This window comes from Corallococcus sp. NCSPR001, from assembly GCF_017309135.1.
GTDB lineage: Bacteria > Myxococcota > Myxococcia > Myxococcales > Myxococcaceae > Corallococcus.
The window spans coordinates 6,968,839-6,992,219 of sequence record NZ_JAFIMS010000002.1 but is presented as its reverse complement, the minus strand read 5'-3'; the positions used below and the strand labels follow the sequence as shown (position 1 = coordinate 6,992,219).

At 69.5% G+C, this 23,381-nt stretch carries 1 protein-coding gene; it reads right to left on the bottom strand.

The window, feature by feature from the left end; translation table 11 throughout:
- Positions 1-181: 181 nt before the first annotated feature.
- A complete protein-coding gene (locus tag JYJ93_RS29950) occupies positions 182-23,134 on the bottom strand; it encodes a non-ribosomal peptide synthetase (RefSeq protein WP_206797987.1) in 22,953 nt (7,650 codons plus the stop codon).
- Between the last annotated feature and the right edge of the window lie 247 nt (positions 23,135-23,381).

The following is a 23,381-nucleotide window of genomic DNA, read 5'->3' as shown; positions in this document are numbered from 1 at the left end:
CACCATAGGAGGGCGCTCTGACGTCGGTGTGCCCACTCGACCGCAAAAGCCGGATCTCAGGTTCGGCGGCTCCGCGAGACCGGGGCCACCCATGAACCCGGCGGCGTGATCCGTGCGGAGTGCCTGGCTTCCTGGAGCTGAAGCCCCGCGCCTGGACAGGCTGGCGCGGGGCGGACGGAGTTCAGCTTCCCGTGGGCGCGCCCGACTCGCTGCTCGACGCACGGGCGAGGATCAGACGCAGTCTCTCCACGATGGATTCGAGGTGCGGGTCCTGCAGCAGCTCATGATGGCTGCCGGGGACGTCGTGCACCTCCAGGCCACCACGGACGAGGGGCTCCCAGCCGCGGTGACGTGGGAGCTCGGTCGCGGCCTCGCTGGCGCTCAGCAGCAGGGCGGCGCCGTCGTACGGCCGGGGCACGTACTTCTCCTGCGCGAAGAGGTTGGCCTGGAAGACGCGGAAGAGGGCGCGCAGTTGAGCGGCCCCGGAGTGCGCGTCGAGGATGCGTGCGCGGACTCCTTGCTGGAGCAGGTGGTCCAGCATCGCGTCGTCGTTGCCTTGTGCCAGTGCCTCGTCCGAGACGGAGAGTTCCTGACCGAAGGCGGTGGCCGTCGTCTGCGCGAAGGCGATCCGGACTCGGGCTTCGGAAGAGAAGTGGGGTTCTGTTTCGGAAGGCGGCGTGATGCCGGGCACGTGGGCGTCGATGAGTGCGAGCACATCCACGGCTTCGCCCGCCTCGCGCAGGCGGCGGGCCATCTCGTAGGCGATGACGCCGCCGAGCGACCAGCCTCCCAACTGATAGGGACCGCGCGGCTGCACGGTGCGGATGGCTTCGATGTAGAGGCTGGCCATCTCCTCGATGGATTCAGCGACGGGCCGTCCGTCGAGGCCGCGTGACTGGAGGCCGAAGACGGGCAGTGAGGGCCCCAGCCTGCGCGCCAGCTCCGAGTAGGCCAGGACGTTGCCGCCGCCGGGATGGACGAGGAAGAGGGGCCGCTGTCCAGGCTCTCCGCGCTCCAGGGGAACGAGGGGCGTCCAGGCCTGCGAGTCGTCGCGGAGCACCTGCGCGAGCTGCTCGACGGTGGGCTGCTGGAAGAGGACGGAGAGAGGAAGGCTGAGCCCGAGCCGCTCACGGATGGACGCGAGCATGCGCACGGCGAGCAGGGAGTGGCCGCCCAACTCGAAGAAGCTGGAGCGGACGCCGACGGAGCGGACGCCGAGGACGTCCTCCCAGATGCGGGCGAGCTGCATTTCGAGCGCGTCGCGGGGCGCGATGAAATCCCGGGCCTCGATGGCGTGGGCATCGGGTTCGGGCAGGGCCTTGCGGTCGACCTTGCCGTTGGAGTTGAGGGGCAGGGCGTCGAGGACGAGGACCGCGGAGGGCACCATGTATTCGGGCAATTGCTGCCGGAGATGAGCCTTGAGTGCCTCGGAGTCGAGCGAGTGCCCTTCGCGAGCGGTGACGTAGGCGACGAGGCGCTTGTCGGCGGCTTCACCCTTCGCGACAACGACGACGTCCTTGATGCCCGGAGCGCGGCGGAGGGCCGCTTCGATTTCGCCCAGTTCGATGCGGAAGCCGCGCACCTTCACCTGGAAGTCGACGCGGCCCAGGTATTCCAGCCGCCCGTCGAGGCGGTACCGGACGCGGTCGCCCGTGCGGTACATGCGGCCACCGGGAGGACCGTAGGGCTCCGGCAGGAAGCGCTCGGCCGTCAGTTCCGGACGCAGCAGGTATCCACGCGCCTGGCCTTCACCCGCGAGGTACAGCTCACCGGCGACACCGACAGGCACCGGCTGGAGTGAAGCGTCCAGTACGTAGGCGCGAGTCGCGGGCAGGGGACGGCCGATGAGAGGCACTTCGTCACGGCCGACGAGCGAGGACGTGGAGTAGGTGGTGTCCTCCGAAGGGCCGTAGAGGTTGTAGAGCTTCTCGACCGTGGGCACCGCGTAGACCTGCTTCGCGAGCGTCTCCGGCAGGGCTTCGCCCGCGAGGTTGATGACGCGCACGGAGGACGGCACCGCACCCAGGCGCAGCAGTTGCGCCATGGCGGAGGGCACCGTGTTGACGAGGGTGACGTGGGACGCCGTAGGCAGCTCCGCCAGGTGCAGGGCGTTCTTCGCCACCACCACCGCACCGCCACTGGAGAGAGGCGCGAAGAGTTCGAAGACGGAGAGGTCGAAGTTGAGGCTCGTCGCGGCGAGCGTTCCCTTCAGCTCCTCCGGTGAGAAGGTCTCCAATGCCCAGTGGAGGAAGGAGACCGCGTTGCCGTGGGAGATGGCGACGCCCTTGGGGCGGCCGGTACTGCCCGAGGTGTAGATGAGGTAGGCGAGGTGTCCGGGGTGGATGTCCACCTTCGGAGCCGTCGTGGGCTGCTTCGCCAGCTCCACGTCCGAGTCGAGGCACACAGGCGTCGCAGACGTCTCGGGCAGAGCCTGCAAGAGATGCGAATGCGCCACGAGGGCCGGGCCCTGCGCATCCTCCAGCAGCCAGCCCAGGCGCTCACGCGGATAGCTGGGATCCAACGGCACGTAGGCGCCACCGGCCTTGAGGATGCCGAGCGCTCCGATGACGAGGTCCTCGGTGCGTTCGACGCACAGGCCGACGCGGACTTCGGGGCCGACGCCCAGTCCGCGCAGGCGGTGGGCGAGCTGATTCGCCTTCGCGTCCAGCTCCCGGTACGTCAGCTGTCGCTCGGGTGTGATGACGGCCAGCGCGTCCGGCGTGCGGCGCACCTGCGCCTCCACCATCGCGGGGATGCTGGGCTCGTGTGGCACCTGCGAGGCAGGCGGATTCCACTCGACGAGGAGTTGCTGCCGCTCCGTGTCGGTGAGCAGCGGCAGGTCCCCGAGCCGTGACTCGGGCTTCGTCGCGATGGCCTCCAGCAAGACACCGAAGTGCCCGGCCATGCGCTGAATGGACGCCGCATCGAACAGGTCCGTCGCGTACTCCAGCGTGCCGGTGAACCCGTCCCGCCCTTCACTCAGGCCCAGGGAGAGATCGAACTTGGCGAAGTGGGCCTCCAGCGGCAGGGCCTGGAAGGACAGGCCCGGCAGACGCAGTGCCTCCGCAGGCGTGTTCTGCAGGACGAACATGGCCTGGAAGAGCGGGCTGCGGCTCATGTCGCGCGTGGGCTGCACGGCTTCGACGAGCTTTTCGAAGGGCAGATGCTGGTGCTCGAAGGCCGCGAAGGTCGTGCCTCTCACCTGGACCAGCAACTCACGGAACGTCGCGCGCGGATCCACCTGGGCACGCAGGACCAGGGTGTTGACGAAGAAGCCGATGAGGCCTTCGGTCTCCGCCTGCGTGCGGCCCGCGATGGGTGAGCCCACGCTGATGTCTTCCTGCGCCGAGTAACGCGACAGGAGCACCTGGAAGGCGGCCAGCAGCACCATGAAGGGCGTAGCCCCCTCGCGTCCCGCGAGCGCCTTGAGCGCACGGGAGACGTTCCCAGGGATGCGAACGTCCACCGTGGCACCCCGGTGGGACTGCACGGGCGGACGCGGCCGGTCCGTGGGCAGCTCCAACGCCGCGGGCGCCCCGGAGAGCTGCTGCTTCCAGTAGCGGATCTGCGCCTCCAGGGCCTCCCCCTGGAGCCAGTTCCGCTGCCACGCCGCGAAGTCCGCGTACTGCACGGGCAGCGGCGTGAGGTCGGGCTCCTTGCCGTCATGGAACGCGGCGTACAGCGAGATGAGCTCCCGGACGAGCACGCCCATGGACCAGCCGTCGGAGACGATGTGGTGCATCGTCACCAGCAGCAGGTGCTCATTCTCCTCCAGGCGCACCAGGGCACTGCGCAGCAGGGGACCCGTGGCGAGGCGGAAGGGACGCCGGGCCTCCTCGTCGGCCAGCTTCCGAGCCGCCTTCTTCCGCTCATCCTCGGGCAGCGAAGAGAGGTCCATGAGCGGCAGCGTCCATGCCGCCGGAGCCTGGATCCGCTGCGTGGGCTGACCCTGATGCTCGTGGAAGGTGGTGCGCAGGGCCTCGTGACGGGCGACGAGTGCCTCGAAGGCACGGCGCAGGGCTTCGACGTCCACTTGCCCCGAGAGCTGAAGTGCAACCGGGAGGTTGTAGGACGCGTCCTCCGGCTGGAGTTGATCCAGGAGCCACAGCCGCTGCTGAGCGAAGGACAACGGCAGCGGGCCGTCATGCGAGACGCGGGTGAGCTTTTGGGCGTGCGACGACGCGCTCCCGTGCAGCCGCGCGGCCAGGGCTTCCACCGTGGGGGACTCGAAGAGCGCTCGTAGGGGCAGTTCGACACCCAGCTCCGCGCGCACGCGCGACACCACCTGGGTGGCCAGCAGTGAGTGCCCACCCAGTTCGAAGAAGGAGTCCTTCACGCCCACCTGGGGCAGACGGAGGACCTCGGCCCAGATGGAGGCCAGCTTCGCTTCGGCTTCTGTCCGAGGCGCTTCGTAGGTGTTACCGGACTGGGGTGCCTCCGGCTCCGGCAGGGCCTTGCGGTCCACCTTGCCGTTGGCATTGAGGGGCAGTGCGTCCAGCACCACGAACGCGGTGGGCACCATGTACTCGGGCAGCCCCTGACGCAGATGGGCCTTGAGGGCTTCCACTTCCAGGGAGGCCCTGGGCGTGACGTAGGCGACGAGGCGCTTGTCAGCGGCTTCACCCCTGGCAACGACAACGGCGTCCTTGAGGCCCGGAGCGCGGCGGAGGGCCGCTTCGATTTCACCCAGCTCGATGCGGAAACCACGCACCTTCACCTGGAAGTCGACGCGGCCCAGGTACTCCAGGCGCCCGTCGGGGCGATACCGGACGCGGTCGCCCGTGCGGTACATGCGGCCGCCCGGAGGACCGTAGGGCTCCGGCACGAAGCGCTCCGCGGTGAGTTCCGGACGCATCAGGTAGCCGCGCGCCTGGCCTTCGCCGGCGAGGTACAGCTCGCCCGCCACGCCCAAGGGCACAGGCTGCAACGCGGCATCCAGCACATAGGCCCGCGTCGCGGGTAGGGGCCTGCCGATGAGAGGCACTTCGTTACGGCCGACGAGAGAGGCCGTGGAGTAGGTGGTGTCCTCGGACGGGCCGTAGAGGTTGTAGAGCTTCTGCACCGTCGGGACGGCGTAGACCTGCTTGGCCAACGTCTCGGGCAGGGCTTCGCCCGCGAGGTTGATGACTCGCACGGAGGGCGGCACCGCGCCCAGGCGCAGGAGTTGCGCCATGGCGGAGGGCACGGTGTTGACGAGCGTGACGTGGGCCGCCGTAGGCAGCTCCGCCAGATGCAGGGCGTTCTTCGCCACCACCACCGCACCACCACTGGAGAGAGGCGCGAAGAGTTCGAAGACGGAGAGGTCGAAGTTGAGGCTCGTCGCCGCAAGCGTTCCCTTCAGCTCCTCTGGGGCGAAGGTGGAGAGAGCCCAGTGGAGGAAGGAGACCGCGTTGCCGTGGGAGATGGCGACGCCCTTGGGGCGGCCGGTGCTGCCGGAGGTGTAGATGAGGTAGGCGAGGTGTCCCGGGTGGATATCCACCTTCGGAGCCGTCGTGGGCTGCTTCGCCAACTCCACGTCCGAGTCGAGGCACACCGGCATCGCAGACGTCTCGGGCAGTGCAGAGAGCAGGTGCAAATGCGCCACGAGGGCCGGGCCCTGGGCATCTTCCAGCAGCCAACTCAGGCGCTCACGCGGGTAGCTGGGATCCAGGGGCACGTAGGCGCCACCGGCCTTGAGGATGCCGAGGGCTCCGATGACGAGGTCTTCAGTGCGTTCAACGCAGAGGCCGACGCGGACTTCGGGTCCGACACCCAGACCGCGCAGCCGGTGGGCGAGCTGGTTCGCCTTCACGTCCAGCTCCCGGTACGTCAGTTGCCGCTCGGGGGTGATGATGGCCATCGCGTCCGGCGTGAGACGCACCTGCGCCTCCACCATCGCGGGGATGCTGGGCTCACGAATCGCCAGTGCCGCTTCCGGATTCCACTCAACGAGGAGCTGTCGGCGCTCCTCATCCGTAATCAGCGGCAGGTCGCCAAGCCTCGTGTCCGGCTTCTTCGCGATGGCCTCCAGCAGCACGCCGAAGTGGCCCGCCATGCGCTGGATGGTCGCCGCGTCGAACAGGTCCGTTGCGTACTCCAGCGTGCCGACCAGCCCTGCTTGAACCTCCTGCAGGGCAAGCGAAAGGTCGAACTTGGCGAAGTGGGCTTCCAGCGGCAGGGCCTGGAAGGACAGGCCCGGCAGGCGCAGTGGCTCGGTGGGCGTGTTCTGCAGGACGAACATGGCCTGGAAGAGCGGGCTGCGGCTCATGTCACGTGCGGGCTGCACGGCTTCGACGAGCTTCTCGAACGGCAGATGCTGGTGCTCGTACGCCGCGAAGGTCGTGCCTCGCACCTGGGCCAACAGCTCCCGGAACGTCGCGCGCGGATTCACCTGGGCGCGCAGGACCAGGGTGTTGACGAAGAAGCCGATGAGGCCTTCGGTCTCCGCCTGGGTGCGGCCCGCGATGGGCGAACCCACGCTCACGTCGTCTTGTGCGGAGTAGCGGGACAGCAGCACCTGGAATGCCGCCAGCAGCGTCATGAACGCAGTGGCGCCTTCTCGTTGCGCCAGGGCCTTGAGCGCGCTGGCGACGGGCTCGGGGATGCGCACCTCCACCATGGCGCCACGGTGGGACGGCACGGGTGGGCGCGGCCGGTCGGTGGGCAGCTCCAACGCCGCGGGCGCTCCGGAGAGCTGCTGCTTCCAGTAGCGGATCTGCGCCTCCAGGGCCTCTCCCTGGAGCCAATTCCGCTGCAACGTCGCGAAGTCCGCGTACTGCACGGGCAGCGGCGCGAGCGTCGGCGTGCTGCCCGTGGAGAAGGCCTCGTAGAAGGCCACCATCTCCCGGACGAGGACGCCCATGGACCAGCCGTCGGAGACGATGTGGTGCATCGTCAATAGCAGCAGGTGCGAGTCGCCGCCCATTCGCACCAGGGTGCTGCGCAGCAGCGGCCCCGTGGCAAGGTCGAACGGCCGTCGCGCTTCTTCATTGGCCAGCCTTCGAGCCTCATTCCGCCGCTCATCTTCGGGCAACGAAGAGAGGTCCACGAGCGGCAGCGTCCATGCAGCCGGAGCCTGGACTCGCTGCGTGGGCTGACCCTGATGTTCGTGGAAGGTGGTGCGCAGGGCCTCGTGGCGATGGACGAGTGATTCGAAGGCACGGCGCAGGGACTCCGCGTCCAGGTGCCCGGAGAGCTGGAGCGCGGCCGGGAGGTTGTAGGACGCGTCCCCGGGGTGGAGTTGATCCAACAGCCACAGGCGCTGCTGCGCGAAGGACACAGGCCGCAGGCCGTCAGGCGAGAGACGGGTGAGCTTCATCGCCTGGGAGGTCGCGCTCCCTTGCAGCCGCCCGGCGAGCGCCTCCACCGTGGAGGACTCGAAGAGCGCGCGCAGGGGCAGCTCCACGCCGAACTCCGCGCGCACGCGCGACACCACCTGCGTGGCCAGCAGCGAGTGCCCGCCCAGTTCGAAGAAGGAGTCCTTCACGCCCACCTGCGGCAGACGGAGGACCTCGGCCCAGATGGAGGCCAGCTTCGCTTCGGCTTCCGTGCGAGGCGCTTCGTAGGTGTTGCCAGACTGCGGCGCCTCCGGCTCTGGCAGGGCCTTGCGGTCCACCTTGCCGTTGGAGTTGAGCGGCAGCGCCTCAAGCACCACGAAGGTGGCAGGCACCATGTACTCGGGGAGTCCCTGACGCAGATGCGCCTTGAGGGCTTCCACCTCCAGCGAGGCACTTGCCTTGGGAGAGACGTAGGCGACGAGGCGTTTCTCGGCGGCCTCACCCTTCGCGACGACGACCGCGTCCTTGAGGCCCGGAGCGCGGCGGAGAGCGGCTTCGATTTCGCCCAGCTCGATGCGGAAGCCGCGCACCTTCACCTGGAAGTCGACGCGGCCGAGGTACTCCAGGCGCCCGTCGAGTCGGTACCGGACGCGGTCGCCCGTGCGGTACATGCGGCCACCGGGAGGACCGTAGGGCTCCGGCAGGAAGCGCTCTGCCGTGAGCTCCGGACGCAGCAGGTATCCACGCGCCTGGCCTTCGCCCGCGAGGTACAGCTCACCGGCGACACCGACAGGCACCGGCTGGAGTGAAGCGTCCAGCACGTAGGCACGCGTCGCGGGCAGGGGACGGCCAATGAGGGGCACTTCGTCACGGCCGACGAGAGAGGCCGTGGAGTAGGTGGTGTCTTCGGACGGGCCGTAGAGGTTGTAGAGCTTCTGCACCGTCGGGACGGCGTAGACCTGCTTCGCCAACGTCTCCGGCAGGGCCTCACCGGCGAGGTTGATGACACGCACGGAGGGCGGCACCGCACCCAGGCGCAGCAGTTGCGCCATGGCGGAGGGCACCGTGTTGACGAGCGTGACGTGGGACGCCGTAGGCAGCTCGGCCAGGTGCAGGGCGTTCCGTGCCACCACCACCGCGCCACCGCTGCTCAACGGGGCGAAGAGTTCGAAGACGGAGAGGTCGAAGTTGAGGCTCGTCGCGGCGAGCGTTCCCTTCAGTTCCTCCGGGGAGAACGTCTCCAGAGCCCAGTGGAGGAAGGAGACAGCGTTGCCATGGGAGATGGCGACGCCCTTGGGGCGGCCGGTGCTGCCGGAGGTGTAGATGAGGTAGGCGAGGTGGCCGGGGTGGATGTCCACCACGGGCGCCGTCGTCGGCTGCTTCGCCAGCTCCACGTCCGAGTCGAGACACACCGGCGTGGCGGTGGTCTCCGGTAGGGCCGAGAGCAGATGCGAATGCGCCACGAGGGCCGGGCCCTGAGCATCCTCCAGCAGCCAGCCCAGGCGCTCACGCGGGTAGCTGGGGTCCAGGGGCACGTAGGCGCCACCGGCCTTGAGGATGCCGAGCGCTCCGATGATGAGGTCTTCAGTACGTTCAACGCAGAGACCGACACGGACTTCGGGGCCGACGCCCAGGCTTCGCAGCCGGTGGGCGAGCTGGTTGGCCTTCGTATCCAGCTCCCGGTACGTCATCTGCCGCTCCGGTGTAATGACGGCCAGCGCGTCCGGCGTGCGACGCACCTGGGCTTCCACCATCGCGGGGATGCTGGGCTCACGCGGCGCCTGCGATGCCGGGGGATTCCACTCGACGAGGAGTTGCTGCCGCTCCGTGTCGGTGAGCAGCGGCAGGTCGCCAAGCTTCATGTCCGGCTTCTTGGCAATGGCCTCCAGCAAGACGCCGAAGTGCCCAGCCATGCGCTGAATGGTCGCCGCGTCGAACAGGTCCGTCGCGTACTCCAACGTGCCCGTCATTCCCGTGGGGGCCTCTCTCAGTCCCAGGGAGAGATCGAACTTCGCGAAGCGCGTTTCCAACGGCAGCGTCCGCATGGACAAGCCCGGCAGGCGCAGCTCTTCACCCGGCATGTTCTGCAGGACGAACATCGCCTGGAACAACGGATTGCGGCTCAGGTCGCGCGTGGGCTGCACAGCCTCCACGAGCTTCTCGAAGGGCAGGTGCTGGTGCTCGTACGCCGTGAGCGTCGTGCCCCTCACCTGGACCAGCAACTCACGGAACGTCGCTCGCGGATCCACCTGGGCGCGCAGGACCAGGGTGTTGACGAAGAAGCCGATGAGGCCCTCGGTCTCCGCCTGCGTGCGGCCCGCGATGGGCGAACCCACGCTGATGTCATCCTGCGCCGAGTAGCGCGACAGGAGCACCTGGAACGCCGCGAGGAACACCATGAAGGGCGTGGCGCCTTCCCTCTGGGCAAGGGCCTTGAGTGCCTCCACCAGGTGGGCCGGAATCCGCACGTCCACCGTGGCCCCCCGGTGCGACTGCACGGGCGGACGCGGCCGGTCCGTGGGCAGCTCCAGCGCCGCCGGTGCTCCAGCCAACCGCTGCTTCCAGTAGTCCAGCTGCGCCTCCAGGACCTCGCCCTGGAGCCAGTCGCGCTGCCACGTCGCGAAGTCCGCGTACTGCACCGGCAGCGGCGGGAGGGCCGGCGTGCTGCCCGTGCTCAAGGCTTCGTAGAAGGCCGCCATCTCGCGAACGAGGACGCCCATGGACCAGCCGTCGGAGACGACGTGATGCATGGTCACCAGCAGCAGGTGCTCCTCCTCTTCCAGGCGCACCAGCAGCCCGCGCAGCAGCGGTCCCGTCGCGAGCCGGAACGGACGGCGGGCCTCCTCGGCCACGATGCGATGGGCTTCTTCCTCGCGCTGCTCCCGGGGCAGCGCGCTCAGGTCGACGACGGGCAGTTCCCATGCCGCTGCCGCGTGGACTCGCTGCGACGGCGCCTCCTGGGACGCGGCGAGCGTGGTGCGCAGGGATTCGTGGCGGGCGATCAGCGCTTCGAAGGCGCCTCGCAGCGCGTCCGCGTCCACCCGGCCCGTCAGCCGCAGCGCCGTGGGGATGTTGTACGACGCATCACCGGGCTGGAGTTGATCCAGCAGCCAGAGGCGCTGCTGCGCGAAGGAGAGCGGAATGTCCCCTTCGCGGGCCGCGGGCCGCAGCGGCGGAGCACGAAGCGCGGAGGACGGGGCCTTCTCGAGCAGCGGCGCGAGGGCTTCGACCGTGGGCGCTCCGAATAGGGCCCGTAGCGGCAACTCCACGCCGAACGCGGCGCGCACGCGCGAGACGAGCTGGGTGGCCAGCAGGGAGTGCCCACCCAGCGCGAAGAAGTCGTCCTGGAGTCCCACGCGCTCCACGCGGAGGACTTCAGCGAAGAGGGTCGCGAGCTGGGTCTCGGTGGCGGTGCGCGGCGCGACGTAGGAGGCCGCGCGCGGTGCGTCTCCCGGTTCGGGCAGGGCCTTGCGGTCCACCTTGCCGTTGGCGTTGAGGGGCAGCGCGTCCAGCACCAGGATCGATGCGGGCACCATGTACTCTGGCAGCCGCTGCCGCAGGTGGACCCGCAGCGCCTCCATGTCCAACGCGTGCCCTTCGTGCGCGGTGAGGTAGCCGATGAGGCGCTTGTCCGCGTCCGCGCCCCGGGCCACGACGACGGCCTCGTTGACGCCCGGGAAGGCGCGCAGGGCGGATTCGATTTCGCCCAGCTCGATGCGGAAGCCGCGCACCTTCACCTGGAAGTCGACGCGGCCCAGGAAGTCGAGCGTGCCGTCCTCCAGCCAGCGGGCCTTGTCACCCGTGCGGTAGAGACGCTCGCCCGGAGTGGTGGCGAAGGGGTGGGGGACGAAGCGCTCCGCGGTCAGGTCCGGGCGGTGCAGGTAGCCCCACGCGAGGCCCGGGCCACCGACGTACACCTCGCCCGCGACGCCCACGGGGACCGGGTGCAGGTGCGCGTCGAACACATAGGCCGTGGCGTTCGGGATGGGCCGGCCGATGGGGACCGGCCCGTCCACGCGCGTGTCGCGGTGCAACGGCAGCGTGGTGGAGAACGTCGTGTTCTCCGTCGGTCCGTAGGCGTGGAACAGCGTCGCGCCCTCGGCGAGGCGGGGGAGGTGGTCGCGCAGTCGCGACCAGGGCATCAGGTCTCCACCCGTGAGGACCTGGCGCACGTTCGCAAGGGCTTCGCCCTGGTGGAGGACCATCTGCTCGAACAGCGCGGTCGTGATGAACAGCGCCGTCACGCGGTGGCGACGCAGTTGATCCGCCAGTTCTTCCAGCGACAGGGCATGGGGCGGCGCGAGGACGAGCTTCCCGCCGTGCAGCAGCGCGCCCCAGAGCTCCAGGGTGGAGGCATCGAAGGCGATGGGCGCGATCTGCAGCCACACCTCGTCGGGCCCGAAATGCATGAAGGTGCTGCCGAGCACCAGGCGGGTGATGCCGCGGTGGGGAACGCTGACGCCCTTGGGGCGGCCCGTGGAGCCCGAGGTGAACATCACGTAGGCCAGGGACTCGCCCTCCACGGAGACGTCGGGCGCGTGCGTGGGCAGCCCGGCCAGGGCGTCCTGCTGCGTGTCCAGCCAGACGCGGGTGCCGGAGGCCGGCAGCCTGGATGCGAAGGGCTGGTGCGTGACCACCACGTCCACGTCCGCGTCCTCCAGCAACATCGCGATGCGCTCCACGGGCGCATTGCGGTCCACGGGGACGAAGGCCGCGCCCGCCTTGAGGATGGCGAGGAGCGCCGTCACCATCTCGAAGGAGCGCTCGAGGGCCAGGCCGACGCGCGCGCCGGGAACAATGCCCAGGGCGCGCAGGTGATGGGCGAGCTGGTTGGCGCGGGCTTCGAGCCGGGCGTACGTCAGCGTCGCCTCCCCCAGCACCAGGGCCACCGCGTCGGGCGTGCGCTGTGCCTGCTGGGAGAAGTGAACGTGGACCGGGACGTCCATGGGGCTGGCGACGGTGGTGTCGTTCCAGTCCACGAGGATGCGCTGGCGCTCCTCGCGGGAGAGCAGCGGCAGCTCGGACAGGGCCCGTTCGGGCTGAGCGGCCACGGCCTCCAGCAGCGTGCGCAGATGGTGGATCATCCGCTCAACGGTGCTCCGCTCGAAGAGCGCGGTGCTGTACTCCAGCCAGCCCACGAAACCCTGGCCCGAATCCTGAAGCGTCAGGGTGAGGTCGAACTTGGCGGAGCGCGCGTTGGACGCCACCTGCTGGAAGGTGAGGCCGGGGACTCGCAGGTCCTCGGTGGGCGCGTTCTGCAGGGCGAACATCACCTGGAAGAGCGGGCTGCGGCTCGTGTCCCGGACGGGCTGGAGGACCTCCACCAGCTTCTCGAAGGGCACGTGCTGATGCTCGTAGGCCGCGAGCGTCGTGCCCCGCACCTGCGCGAGCAGCTCTCGGAAGGTGGCCTTCGGTTCGACCTGGGCGCGCAGGACGAGCGTGTTGACGAAGAAGCCGATGAGGCCTTCGGTCTCTGCCTGCGTGCGGCCCGCGATGGGCGTGCCCACGCTGATGTCGTCCTGGCCCGCGTAGCGCGACAGGAGGAGCTGGAAGCCCGCGAGCAGCGCCATGAAGGGCGTGGCCCCTTCACGCCTGGCCAGCGCCTTGAGCGCCTGGGAGGTCTCGGGCGGAAGCTGGACGGAGAGGGCCGCGCCCGCGTGGGATTGAACGGACGGACGCGGATGATCCGTCAGCACCTCCAGCGCGGCGGGCGCTCCAGAGAGCTTCTGCTTCCAGTACCCCAGCTGCGCGTCGAGTGTTTCGCCCTGGAGCCACTGGCGCTGCCACGCCGCGAAGTCCGCGTACTGCAGCGGCAGGGGGCTGAGGGCCGGCGCGGTGCCCTGGGTGAAGGCCGCGTAGAACGTCACGAGCTCGCGCACGAGGACGCCCATGGACCAGCCGTCGGAGACGATGTGATGCATCGTCACCAGCAGCAGGTGCTCCTCCTCACCCAGTCGCACGAGGGCCGTGCGCAGGAGCGGTCCGCGCTCCAGGTGGAACGGCTGCCGGGCATCCTCCGCGACCCGGCGCTGGGCCTCGGACTCGCGCTGTGCTTCCGGCAGGCTGGACACGTCGATGAGCGGCAGGGCCCAGGCTCCGGGCGCGTGGATCCGCTGGGTGGCCTGGCCCTGATTTTCCCGGAAGGTGGTGCGCAGGACTTCGTGGCGGGCGACCAGCGCTTCGAAGGCGCGGCGCAGGGACTCCACGTCCACGTGGCCCGTCAGCCGCAGCGCCGTGGGGATGTTGTACGACGCGTCACCCGGGGTGAGCTGAGCCAGGAACCAGAGCCGCTGCTGCGCGAACGAGAGCGGCAGGTCGCCCTCATTCGAGGAAGGCCGCAGTGGCGGCAGGCGGTGCTCGGAGCGCTGAGCGCCGACGAGCTTCGTCGCGAGCGCCTCCACGGTGGGCGCTTCGAAGAACACCCGCAGCGGCATTTCCAGGCTGAAGGTCGCGCGCACGCGCGAGACGAGTTGCGTGGCCAGCAGGGAGTGGCCGCCGAGGGCGAAGAAGTCGTCCCGGATGCCCACGCGCTCCACGCGGAGGACTTCGGCGAAGAGGGCTGCGAGCTGCTCCTCGGTGTCGGTCCGTGGCGCGATGAAGTCGGACGAGCGCGCGAGGTTTCCCAGCTCGGGCAGGGCCTTGCGGTCGACCTTGCCGTTGGAGTTGAGGGGCAGGGCGTCGAGGACGAGGACCGCTGAGGGGACCATGTACTCGGGCAGCTGCTGCCGGAGGTGGGCCTTGAGTGCCTCGGAGTCGAGTGAGTGGCCCTCGCGAGCAGTGACGTAAGTGACGAGGCGCTTGTCGGCGGCTTCACCCCTGGCGACGACGACCGCGTCCTTGAGGCCCGGAGCGCGGCGGAGAGCGGCTTCGATTTCGCCCAGCTCGATGCGGAAGCCGCGCACCTTCACCTGGAAGTCGATGCGGCCGAGGTACTCCAGGCGCCCGTCGAGGCGGTACCGGACGCGGTCGCCCGTGCGGTACATGCGGCCACCGGGAGGACCGTAGGGCTCCGGCAGGAAGCGCTCCGCCGTGAGCTCCGGACGCAGCAGGTATCCACGCGCCTGGCCTTCACCCGCGAGGTACAGTTCGCCTGCCACGCCCACAGGCACCGGTTGCAGCGAAGCGTCCAGCACGTAGGCGCGCGTTGCGGGCAGGGGCCTGCCGATGAGAGGCACCTCGTCACGGCCGACGAGGGAGGCCGTGGAGTAGGTGGTGTCCTCGGACGGGCCGTAGAGGTTGAAGAGCTTCTCAACCGTCGGCACCGCATAGACCTGCTTCGCGAGTGTCTCCGGCAGGGCTTCGCCCGCGAGGTTGATGACACGCACGGAGGGCGGCACCGCGCCCAGGCGCAGAAGCTGCGCCATGGCGGAGGGCACCGTGTTGACCAGGGTGACGTGAGACGCCGTAGGCAGCTCCGCCAGGTGCAAGGCGTTCCGTGCCATCACCACCGCGCCACCGCTGCTCAACGGGGCGAAGAGCTCGAAGACGGAGAGGTCGAAGTTGAGGCTCGTCGCGGCGAGCGTTCCCTTCAACTCCTCTGGGGCGAAGGTGGAGAGAGCCCAGTGGAGGAAGGAGACAGCGTTGCCGTGGGCGATGGCGACGCCCTTGGGACGGCCCGTGGAGCCCGAGGTGTAGATGAGGTAGGCGAGATGACCGGGGTGGATGTCCACCACGGGCGCCGTCGTCGGCTGCTTGGCCAGCTCCACGTCCGAGTCGAGGCACACCGGCGTGGCGGTGGTTTCGGGCAGCGCCGAAAGCAGATGCGAGTGGGCGACAAGGGCCGGGCCCTGCGCGTCCTCCAGCAGCCAACCCAGGCGCTCACGCGGGTAGCTGGGATCCAGCGGCACGTAGGCGCCACCGGCCTTGAGGATGCCGAGCGCTCCGATGATGAGGTCTTCAGTACGTTCAACGCAGAGACCGACACGGACTTCGGGGCCGACGCCCAGGCCTCGCAGCCGGTGGGCGAGCTGGTTGGCCTTCGCGTCCAGCTCCCGGTACGTCAACTGCCGCTCGGGCGTGATGATGGCCAGCGCGTCCGGCGTGCGACGCACCTGGGCTTCCACCATCGCGGGGATGCTGGGCTCGTGTTGCACCTGCGAGGCAGGCGGATGCCACTCGACGAGGAGTTGCTGACGCTCGGCATCCGTGAGCAGCGGCAGGCCTCCGAGCCGTGACTCGGGCTTCGTCGCGATGGTTTTCAGCAGGACTCCGAAGTGCCCGGCCATGCGCTGAATGGTCGCCGCGTCGAACAGGTCCGTCGCGTACTCCAGCGTGCCGACCAGTCCCTCCTGGACCTCCTGCAAGGAGAGCGTGAGATCGAACTTCGCGAAGTGTGTCTCCAGGGGCAGGGGCCGCAGGGAGAGGCCCGGGAGCTGGAGCGCCTCGGTGGGCGTGTTCTGCAGGACGAACATCACCTGGAAGAGCGGACTGCGGCTCGTGTCCCTGACGGGCTGGAGGACCTCCACCAGCTTCTCGAACGGCACGTGCTGGTGCTCGTAGGCCGTGAGCGTCGTGCCTCGTAGCTGGGCGAGCAGCTCGCGGAAGGTCGCCTTCGGTTCGACGTGGGCCCGCAGGACGAGCGTGTTGACGAAGAAGCCGATGAGGCCCTCGGTCTCCGCCTGCGTGCGGCCCGCGATGGGCGTTCCCACGCTGACGTCGTCCTGCGCGGCGTAGCGCGAGAGGAGCACCTGGAAGGCGGCCAGCAGCACCATGAACGGCGTGGCGCCCTCGCGTCCCGCCAGTGCCTTGAGCCGTTGGGCGATCTCCGAAGGGATGCGCACGTCCACCGTGGCGCCCCGGTGGGACTGCACGGGCGGGCGCGGGCGGTCCGTGGGCAGCTCCAGCGCGACCGGTGCACCCACGAGCTGCTGCTTCCAGTACCCGAGGTGCGTCTCCAACGTCTCGCCCTGGAGCCACTGGCGCTGCCAGGTCGAGAAGTCCGCGTACTGCATCGGCAGTGGCGCGAGCGAGGGGCCGCGGCCCGCATGGAAGGCTTCGTAGAAGGCCACCAGCTCACGGACGAGGACGCCCATGGACCAGCCGTCGGAGACGATGTGATGCATCGTCACCAGCAGCAGGTGCTCGTCCGCGCCCAGGCGCACGAGGGCGGTGCGAAGGAGCGGCCCGTCCTCCAGTTGGAATGGATGGCGGGCGTCCTCGGTGACGAGGCGTCGCGCTTCGGCTTCGCGCTGCGCCGCCGGCAGGGCGGACACGTCATGCAGCGGCAGGGTCCACGCGACTGGAGGGTGGATGGATTGGAGGGCCTGACCCTCGTGCTCGCGGAAGGTGGTGCGCAGGGCTTCGTGACGGGCGACGAGTGCCTCGAAGGCCCGGCGCAGGGACTCCACATCCACGTGGCCCTTCAAGCTCAGCGCGCTGAAGATGTTGTAGGACGCATCTCCCGGGGTGAGCTGATCCAGGAACCAGAGTCGCTGCTGCGCGAAGGAGAGGGGTGCGGTGGTGGCGCGCACCCTGGGAATGCTCGGAGGCGGCTGCACCGCGGAGGCGTGGGCGGCGTCGATGCGCAGGGCAAGGCCCGCCACGGTGGGGGCCTCGAACAGCGCGCGCACGGGCAGCTCGCGCCGGAAGGTGGCGCGGACCCGGGACATGAGCTGGGTGGCCAACAGCGAGTGGCCACCGAGAGAGAAGAAGTCGTCGTGGATGCCCACGCGCTCCACGCGCAGGACCTGGGCGAAGACGTCCGCGAGCTTCTCCTCGGTGGGATTGCGCGGGCCGACGAAGTCCGCGAGCGGCGAGGCGTCCGGGACGGGAAGGGCCTTGCGGTCCACCTTCCCGTTGGAAGTCAGGGGCAGTGCCGCCAGGGGGACGAAGGCGGAGGGCACCATGTACTCGGGCAGCCGCTCCTTGATGAACGTGCGCACCGCCGAGGTGTCCCACTGCTGGCCCTGGGCGGGCACGACGTAGGCGACGAGCCGCTTGTCACCGGGGACGTCCTCACGGGCGAGGACGACGGCCTCGTGCACGGAGGCGTGAGCGAGGAGGGAGGCTTCGATTTCGCCCAACTCGATGCGGAAGCCGCGCACCTTCACCTGGAAGTCGAGCCGCTGGAGGTAGTCCAACTGGCCATCCGCTCGCCAGCGCACGACGTCACCGGTGCGGTAGAGGCGGGCACCCGGCGTGGAGGAGAAGGGGTGCGGGATGAAGCGCTCGGCGCTCAGCGCCGGCTGGCCCAGGTATCCCCAGGCGAGGCCTTCACTGGCGAGGAAGAGCTCACCGGGGACGCCCACGGGCACCGGCTGGAGTCGAGCGTCGAGGACGTAGGTGCGGGTGTTGGCGATGGGGCGGCCGATGGGAGGCCGCGTACCGTCGTCGTGCACGACAGGGGTGAAGGTGGCGACGACGGTGCTCTCGGTGGGGCCGTAGTGGTTGAAGAGGGTGGCGGGGACTGAGGGCGGCGGACCGTGGTGGAGGGCGTCTCCGCCCGTCAGCAGGGCACGCAGGGCCATGGGGCGGGGCCACTCTTCACGCAGCACGGCCTCGGCCAGAGGCGTGGGCATGAAGCAGGTGGTGATGGCTTCGCGGGCCAGCCACTGAAGCAGAAGGGAGGGCTCGGCACGCACGGCGTCGGGAGGGACGACGAGGCTGGCGCCGGAGGCCAGCGAGGGCCACACCTCCCAGGTGGAAGCGTCGAAGGCGACGCCCGCGGTGAGGGCGGTGGAGTCCTGGGGCGTCAGCGAGTAGGTGCGCTGGTGCCAGGAGACGAGGTTCATCAACGCGCGGTGGTGGACGGCGACGCCCTTGGGACGGCCGGTGCTGCCGGAGGTGTAGATGACGTAGGCCAGGTCCTCCGGGCCCACGGACGTCACCGGCAGCGGCTGCCGCGTTGCACCCGTCTCCACCTCAAGCGAGAGGACGCGCGAAGAGAGGGAGGGCAGCGAGTCGCGCAGGTGCTGCTGGGTAAGGAGGACCGAAGCGCCGCAGTCCTCCAGCATGAAGGCCAGTCGCTCCGGCGGAACACCGGGCGCAATGGGGACGTAGGCGGCGCCCACCTTGAGGGTGGCCAGGAGGCCCGCCACCAGCTCCGGAGAACGCTCCGCGAGGACGGCGACGCGGCTGCCCCGGGCGACACCGGCCGCGTGCAACTGGACGGCTAGGCCATGCGCCCAGGCATCGAGTCCTGCGTAGGTGACGCTTCGCTCCCCCATGCGCACGGCGACAGCGTCCGGAGCGCGACGGGCGTGCTCCGCGACGACATGGTGGATGCAGGTGTCGCGGGGGAAGGCGACGTCCGTCTCATTCCACTCGACGAGGAGCTGCTTGCGCTCCTCCGCCGTCATCACCTCCAGCGAGGACACACGCGCATCCGGCTGGGCAGCGAGAGAGGAGAGGAGGACGCCGAAGTGGCCCATGAGGCGCTGGGCGGTGGAGGCGTCGAAGAGGTCGGAGCTGTACTCGAGGAAGCCGGTGAGGCCCTGGGGCACCTCGAAGAGGGTGAGGGCCAAATCAAAGCGGGAGGAGTTGCCCTCCAGAGGAATGGGCTGGAAGGCCAGGCCCGGCACGCGCAGCGCTTCGGCGGGTGCGTTCTGCAGGACGAGCATGACTTGAAAGAGAGGGCTGCGGCTCAAGTCGCGCGAGGGCTGGAGGACCTCCACCAGCTTCTCGAAGGGGACGTGCTGGTGCTCGTAGGCGGCGAGGGTGGTGGCCTTCACCTGGGAGAGCAACTGGCGGAAGGAGTCCTCCGGGCGCACGTGGGCGCGCAGGACGAGCGTATTGACGAAGAAGCCGATGAGGCTTTCGGCTTCGGCGTGGGTGCGGCCGGCGATGGGAGAGCCGACGGAGATGTCGTCCTGGCCGGAGTAGCGCGAAAGCAGCAACTGGAAGGCGGAGAGCAGCAGCATGAAGGGCGTGGCGCCTTCACGCTGGGCGAGGCTTCGCAGGGAGTCCGTCAGCTGCGAGGGGAAGTGCACGGGCACCGTGGCGCCGCGGCGGGACTGCACGGCCGGACGCGGACGGTCGGTGGGCAGCTCCAGCGCGGCGGGGGCACCGGCCAACTGGCGCTTCCAGTAGCCGAGCTGGGACTCCAGCGCTTCGCCCTGGAGCCACTGCCGCTGCCACACGGCGAAGTCCGCGTACTGCACCGGCAGCGGCGGCAGCGAAGGAGCCCGGCCGCCACTGAAGGACTCATAGAGGCTCGCCAGTTCGCGGATGAGGACGCCCATGGACCAACCGTCGGAGACGATGTGGTGCATCGTCACGAGGAGGACGTGCGTCTCCTCGGCCAGCCGCAGGAGCGAGGTGCGCAGCAGTGGCCCACGGACGAGGTTGAAGGGCTGCCGGGCCTCTCGGGTGGCTCGCCGCAGCGTCTCGGCGTCACGCGCGGACTCGTCCACTCCCGACAGATCCTCCATGGGAAGGACCCACTCGGCCGGAGGATGGATGCGCTGGAAGGGCTGGCCCTCCTCTTCGAAGAAGGTGGTGCGCAGGGCTTCATGGCGCGCCACGAGCGCCTCGAACGCGCGGCGTAGGGCTTCCACGTCCAGTCGGCCCAGGAGGCGTAGTGTGACGGGGAGGTTGTAGGAGGCGTCGTCCGGCGCCAGTTGGTCCAGGAACCAGAGACGCTGCTGGGCGAAGGAGAGCGGCTGCGGGCCTTCGGTGCGCGTGCGCGTCAGGGAGGGCAGGCGCGTGCCGGTCGCGGCGCGCTGGAGGCGTTCAGCCAGTGCGGCGATGGTGGGGGCTTCGAAGAGGGCGCGGAGCGGCAGCTCCATGTCGAGCGCCACGCGCACGCGGGCCACCAGTTGCGTGGCGAGCAGGGAGTGTCCACCCAGCTCAAAGAAGTTGTCGGTGCGGCCCACGGTGGGGACGCGAAGCACTTCGCTCCAGAGCGCCGCGAGCTTCTCCTCCAGCGGAGTGGCTGGGGCCTCGTAGGCGTGTGACGCGCGGAGTGAGCCCGCATCCGGAGCGGGAAGGGCCTTGCGGTCCACCTTGCCGTTGGAGGTGAGCGGCAGCGCCTCCAAGGAGACGAAGGCGGCGGGCACCATGTACTCGGGCAGGTGCTGCTTCAGGTGGGCGCGCAGGGCCGTGACGTCGAGGGCTTCGCCGACGACGTAGGCGACGAGGCGCTTGTCGCCCGGAGCATCCTCGCGGGCGAGCACGACGGCGTCCTTCACGGCAGGGGCGGCGCGCAGGGTGTTCTCAACTTCGCCCAGCTCGATGCGGAAGCCGCGGACCTTTACCTGGGCATCGATGCGGCCAACGAAGTCCAACTGGCCATCCGCGCGCCAGCGCACCACGTCGCCCGTGCGGTAGAGACGGGCGCCCGGAGTGGTGGAGAACGCGTCAGGGATGAATCGCTCTGCGGTGAGGCCCGGCCGTCCCGCGTACCCGCGCGCGACGCCCACGCCACCGATGTGCAACTCACCGCGCACACCCACGGGCACCGGCTGCCCGTGCGGGTCCAGCACGTAGACGCATGCGTTCGCCAGCGGCTTGCCGATGGAAGGCACTTCTCCATCCGCCACCACCTCACCAAAGGTGGCGATGACGGTGGCTTCGGTGGGGCCGTAGGTATTGAGCAGGCGCCGTCCCGGAGCCCAGCGCGCGACGACGTCCGCGGGCAGGGCTTCGCCGCCGGAGATGACGGTGCGTACCTTGGGCAGGCCCTCGGAGGACGTGGCCGCCAGGGCCGCGGGGGTGAGGCTGACGACGCTCAGCTCCTGCTCACGCAGCAGCACGGGCAGAGGCGCGCCCGGCATCAGCTTCTCCAACGGGGCCAGCACCAGCGTGGCGCCGTTGCAGAGGGTGGTGAAAATCTCCTCCACGGAGAGGTCGAAGCTGAGGCTCGCGAACTGAAGCACCCGGCTGCCGGGGCCGATGCCGTACGCCACCGCTTCGTGGGTGACGAGGTTGGCGACGCTGCGGTGCTCCACCGCCGTGCCCTTGGGCGTCCCGGTGCTGCCCGAGGTGTAGAGCAGGTACGCCATGTTCGCGGGCGTCACGCCTGTCACTGGCGCATCCGTTGGCTCCTGCGCCAGGGACTGGCGCTCCGTATCCAGGCAGAGGACGCGGGCATGCAGTGCTTCCGGGAAGCGGTCCACCAGGGGCTGCTGGGTGACGAGCACCTGGGCCTCGCTGTCCTCCAGCATGAAGGCCAGGCGCTCGCGCGGCAGCAGCGGATCCACGGGCACCCAGGCGCCACCGGCTTTCAGGATGCCGAGCAGGCCGATGACGACGTCGAGGGAGCGCTCAACACTGAGGGCGACGCGGACCTCCGGGCCCACGCCACGGCGGCGCAGGGCATGGGCAAGCTGATTGGCGCGCGCGTCCAGTTGCGCGTACGTCAGCTGGGCCCCCTCGAAGACCGCGGCCACCGCGTCCGGAGCGCGGCGCACCTGCGCCTCGAAGAGCGAGTGCATGCACGCCTCGGGGAACGGCGCCCGCGTGGCGTTCCACTCCACCAGCATCTGCTGGCGCTCATCCCCCGCGAGCAACTGCAGCGACGACACGCGCTGATCCGGCTTCGCGACGGCTTCCTGCAGGAGCACGCGCAGGTGCTCGGCCATGCGAGCGGCGGTGGAGGCGGTGAAGATGTCGGTGGTGTATTCGAGATAGCCCTTGAGGCCGGCATCCGTCTCCAGCACCTGGAGGGTGAGGTCGAACTTGGCGGAGAAGGTATCGAGCTCCAGGGCTTCCAGCTTGACGCCCTCGACGGTGGCGGCGCCGCGGAAGGAGGCCTGGTAGGTGAGCATCACCTGGAAGAAGGGAGTGCGCCCCGGGATGCGCTCGGGCTTCAACTCCTCCACGAGTCGCTCGATGGGAAGCTCCTGGTGCTCCTGGGCACCGAGCACCGTCTCCCGCACCTGACGCAGCAGGGTGCGGAATGAAGCCGTGCCAGTCACGCGGGTGCGAAGCACCTGGGCGTTGACGAAGAGGCCGATGAGGCCCTCCACCTCGCCGCGTGTGCGGCCCGCCATGGGAGAGCCGACGGTGACGTCCTCCTGGCCGGAGTAGCGGGCCATCAGCATCTGCCAGCCCGTCAGCAGCGCCATGTAGAGGGAGGCGCCTTCCTGCTGCGCCAGGGCCTTGAGTGCGTCCGTCAACTCGCGCGGCAGCAGCACGTCATGCCGGGCGCCTCGGCCATCTCGCGTCGTGGGGCGGGGGAAGTCGGTGGGCAGCTCCAGCGCGGAAGGCACTTCAGCCAACTGACGCTTCCAGTAGTCGAGCTGCTTCTCCAGCCGGGGGCCCTGCATCCACTCGCGCTGCCAGACGCCGAAGTCCGCGTACTGGATGCCCAGCGGCGGCAGGGGCGCTGCCTGGCCTCGCGCGAAGGCCCCGTAGAGGAGCGCCACCTCGCGCACCAGCAGCGTCATGGACCAGCCGTCGGAGATGATGTGGTGCACCACCACGACGAGCAGATGCTCTGCCGGTGCCGACGTCAGTAGCAGCGCGCGCAGCAGCGGGCCCTTCGCGAGGTCGAAGGGCCGCGCGGCCTCCTCACGCGCCAGACGCCACACGTCCTCCGGCGGCGAGCCCGTGAGCGCCTTGCGCTCCAGGGTGAGCACGGGCTCAGGCGACACCACCTGCACGGGGCCGGACGCGTCCTCGCGGAAGGTGGTGCGCAGCACTTCATGACGGCGCACCACTTCGCGCAGCGCGCGCTCCAGCACGGCCACGTCGAGTGCACCCTCCAGGCGCACCGCCATGGGCACGTTGAAGAGGGACGTGCCGGGCTGGAGCTGATCAATGAACCAGAGGCGCTGCTGGGCGAAGGACAGGGGCAAGGGCCGCGAGCGGTCCTGCACCGGGATGAGGCTTTGGGCGGAGTTGCCCGCGCTGGCCTTCTGCGCGGCCACCTTCTTGAGCAACTCGGCGCGCTTCTCCGGTGACAGGTTGGCGATCCGCTTCGACAGCTCGTGGCTCATCTCGTGTACTCCGCACTGGGGGCCGCCACTGCGTACGAGCACCACCAGGGACAGTGGCGCTCACCGAAACTCGGGCGTGTTGCTGGTGCCGGAATGACTCCCTGCGCCGCTCTTCCCGAAGAAGCGCGAGGGTGGGTCAAATTCATATGGGTGAGATTATTCCGCCTACGCCGACCCTGTCATGAGGGCGGACAAATACCCACTCGAATGAATACAGGTATTTACTGGATTGTGTTGGTTCCTTGGA

Excerpts from the sequence above, each read along its gene's own strand:
- JYJ93_RS29950 (WP_206797987.1), bottom strand. The coding sequence starts at position 23,134 with ATGAGCCACGAGCTGTCGAAGCGGATCGCCAACCTGTCACCGGAGAAG.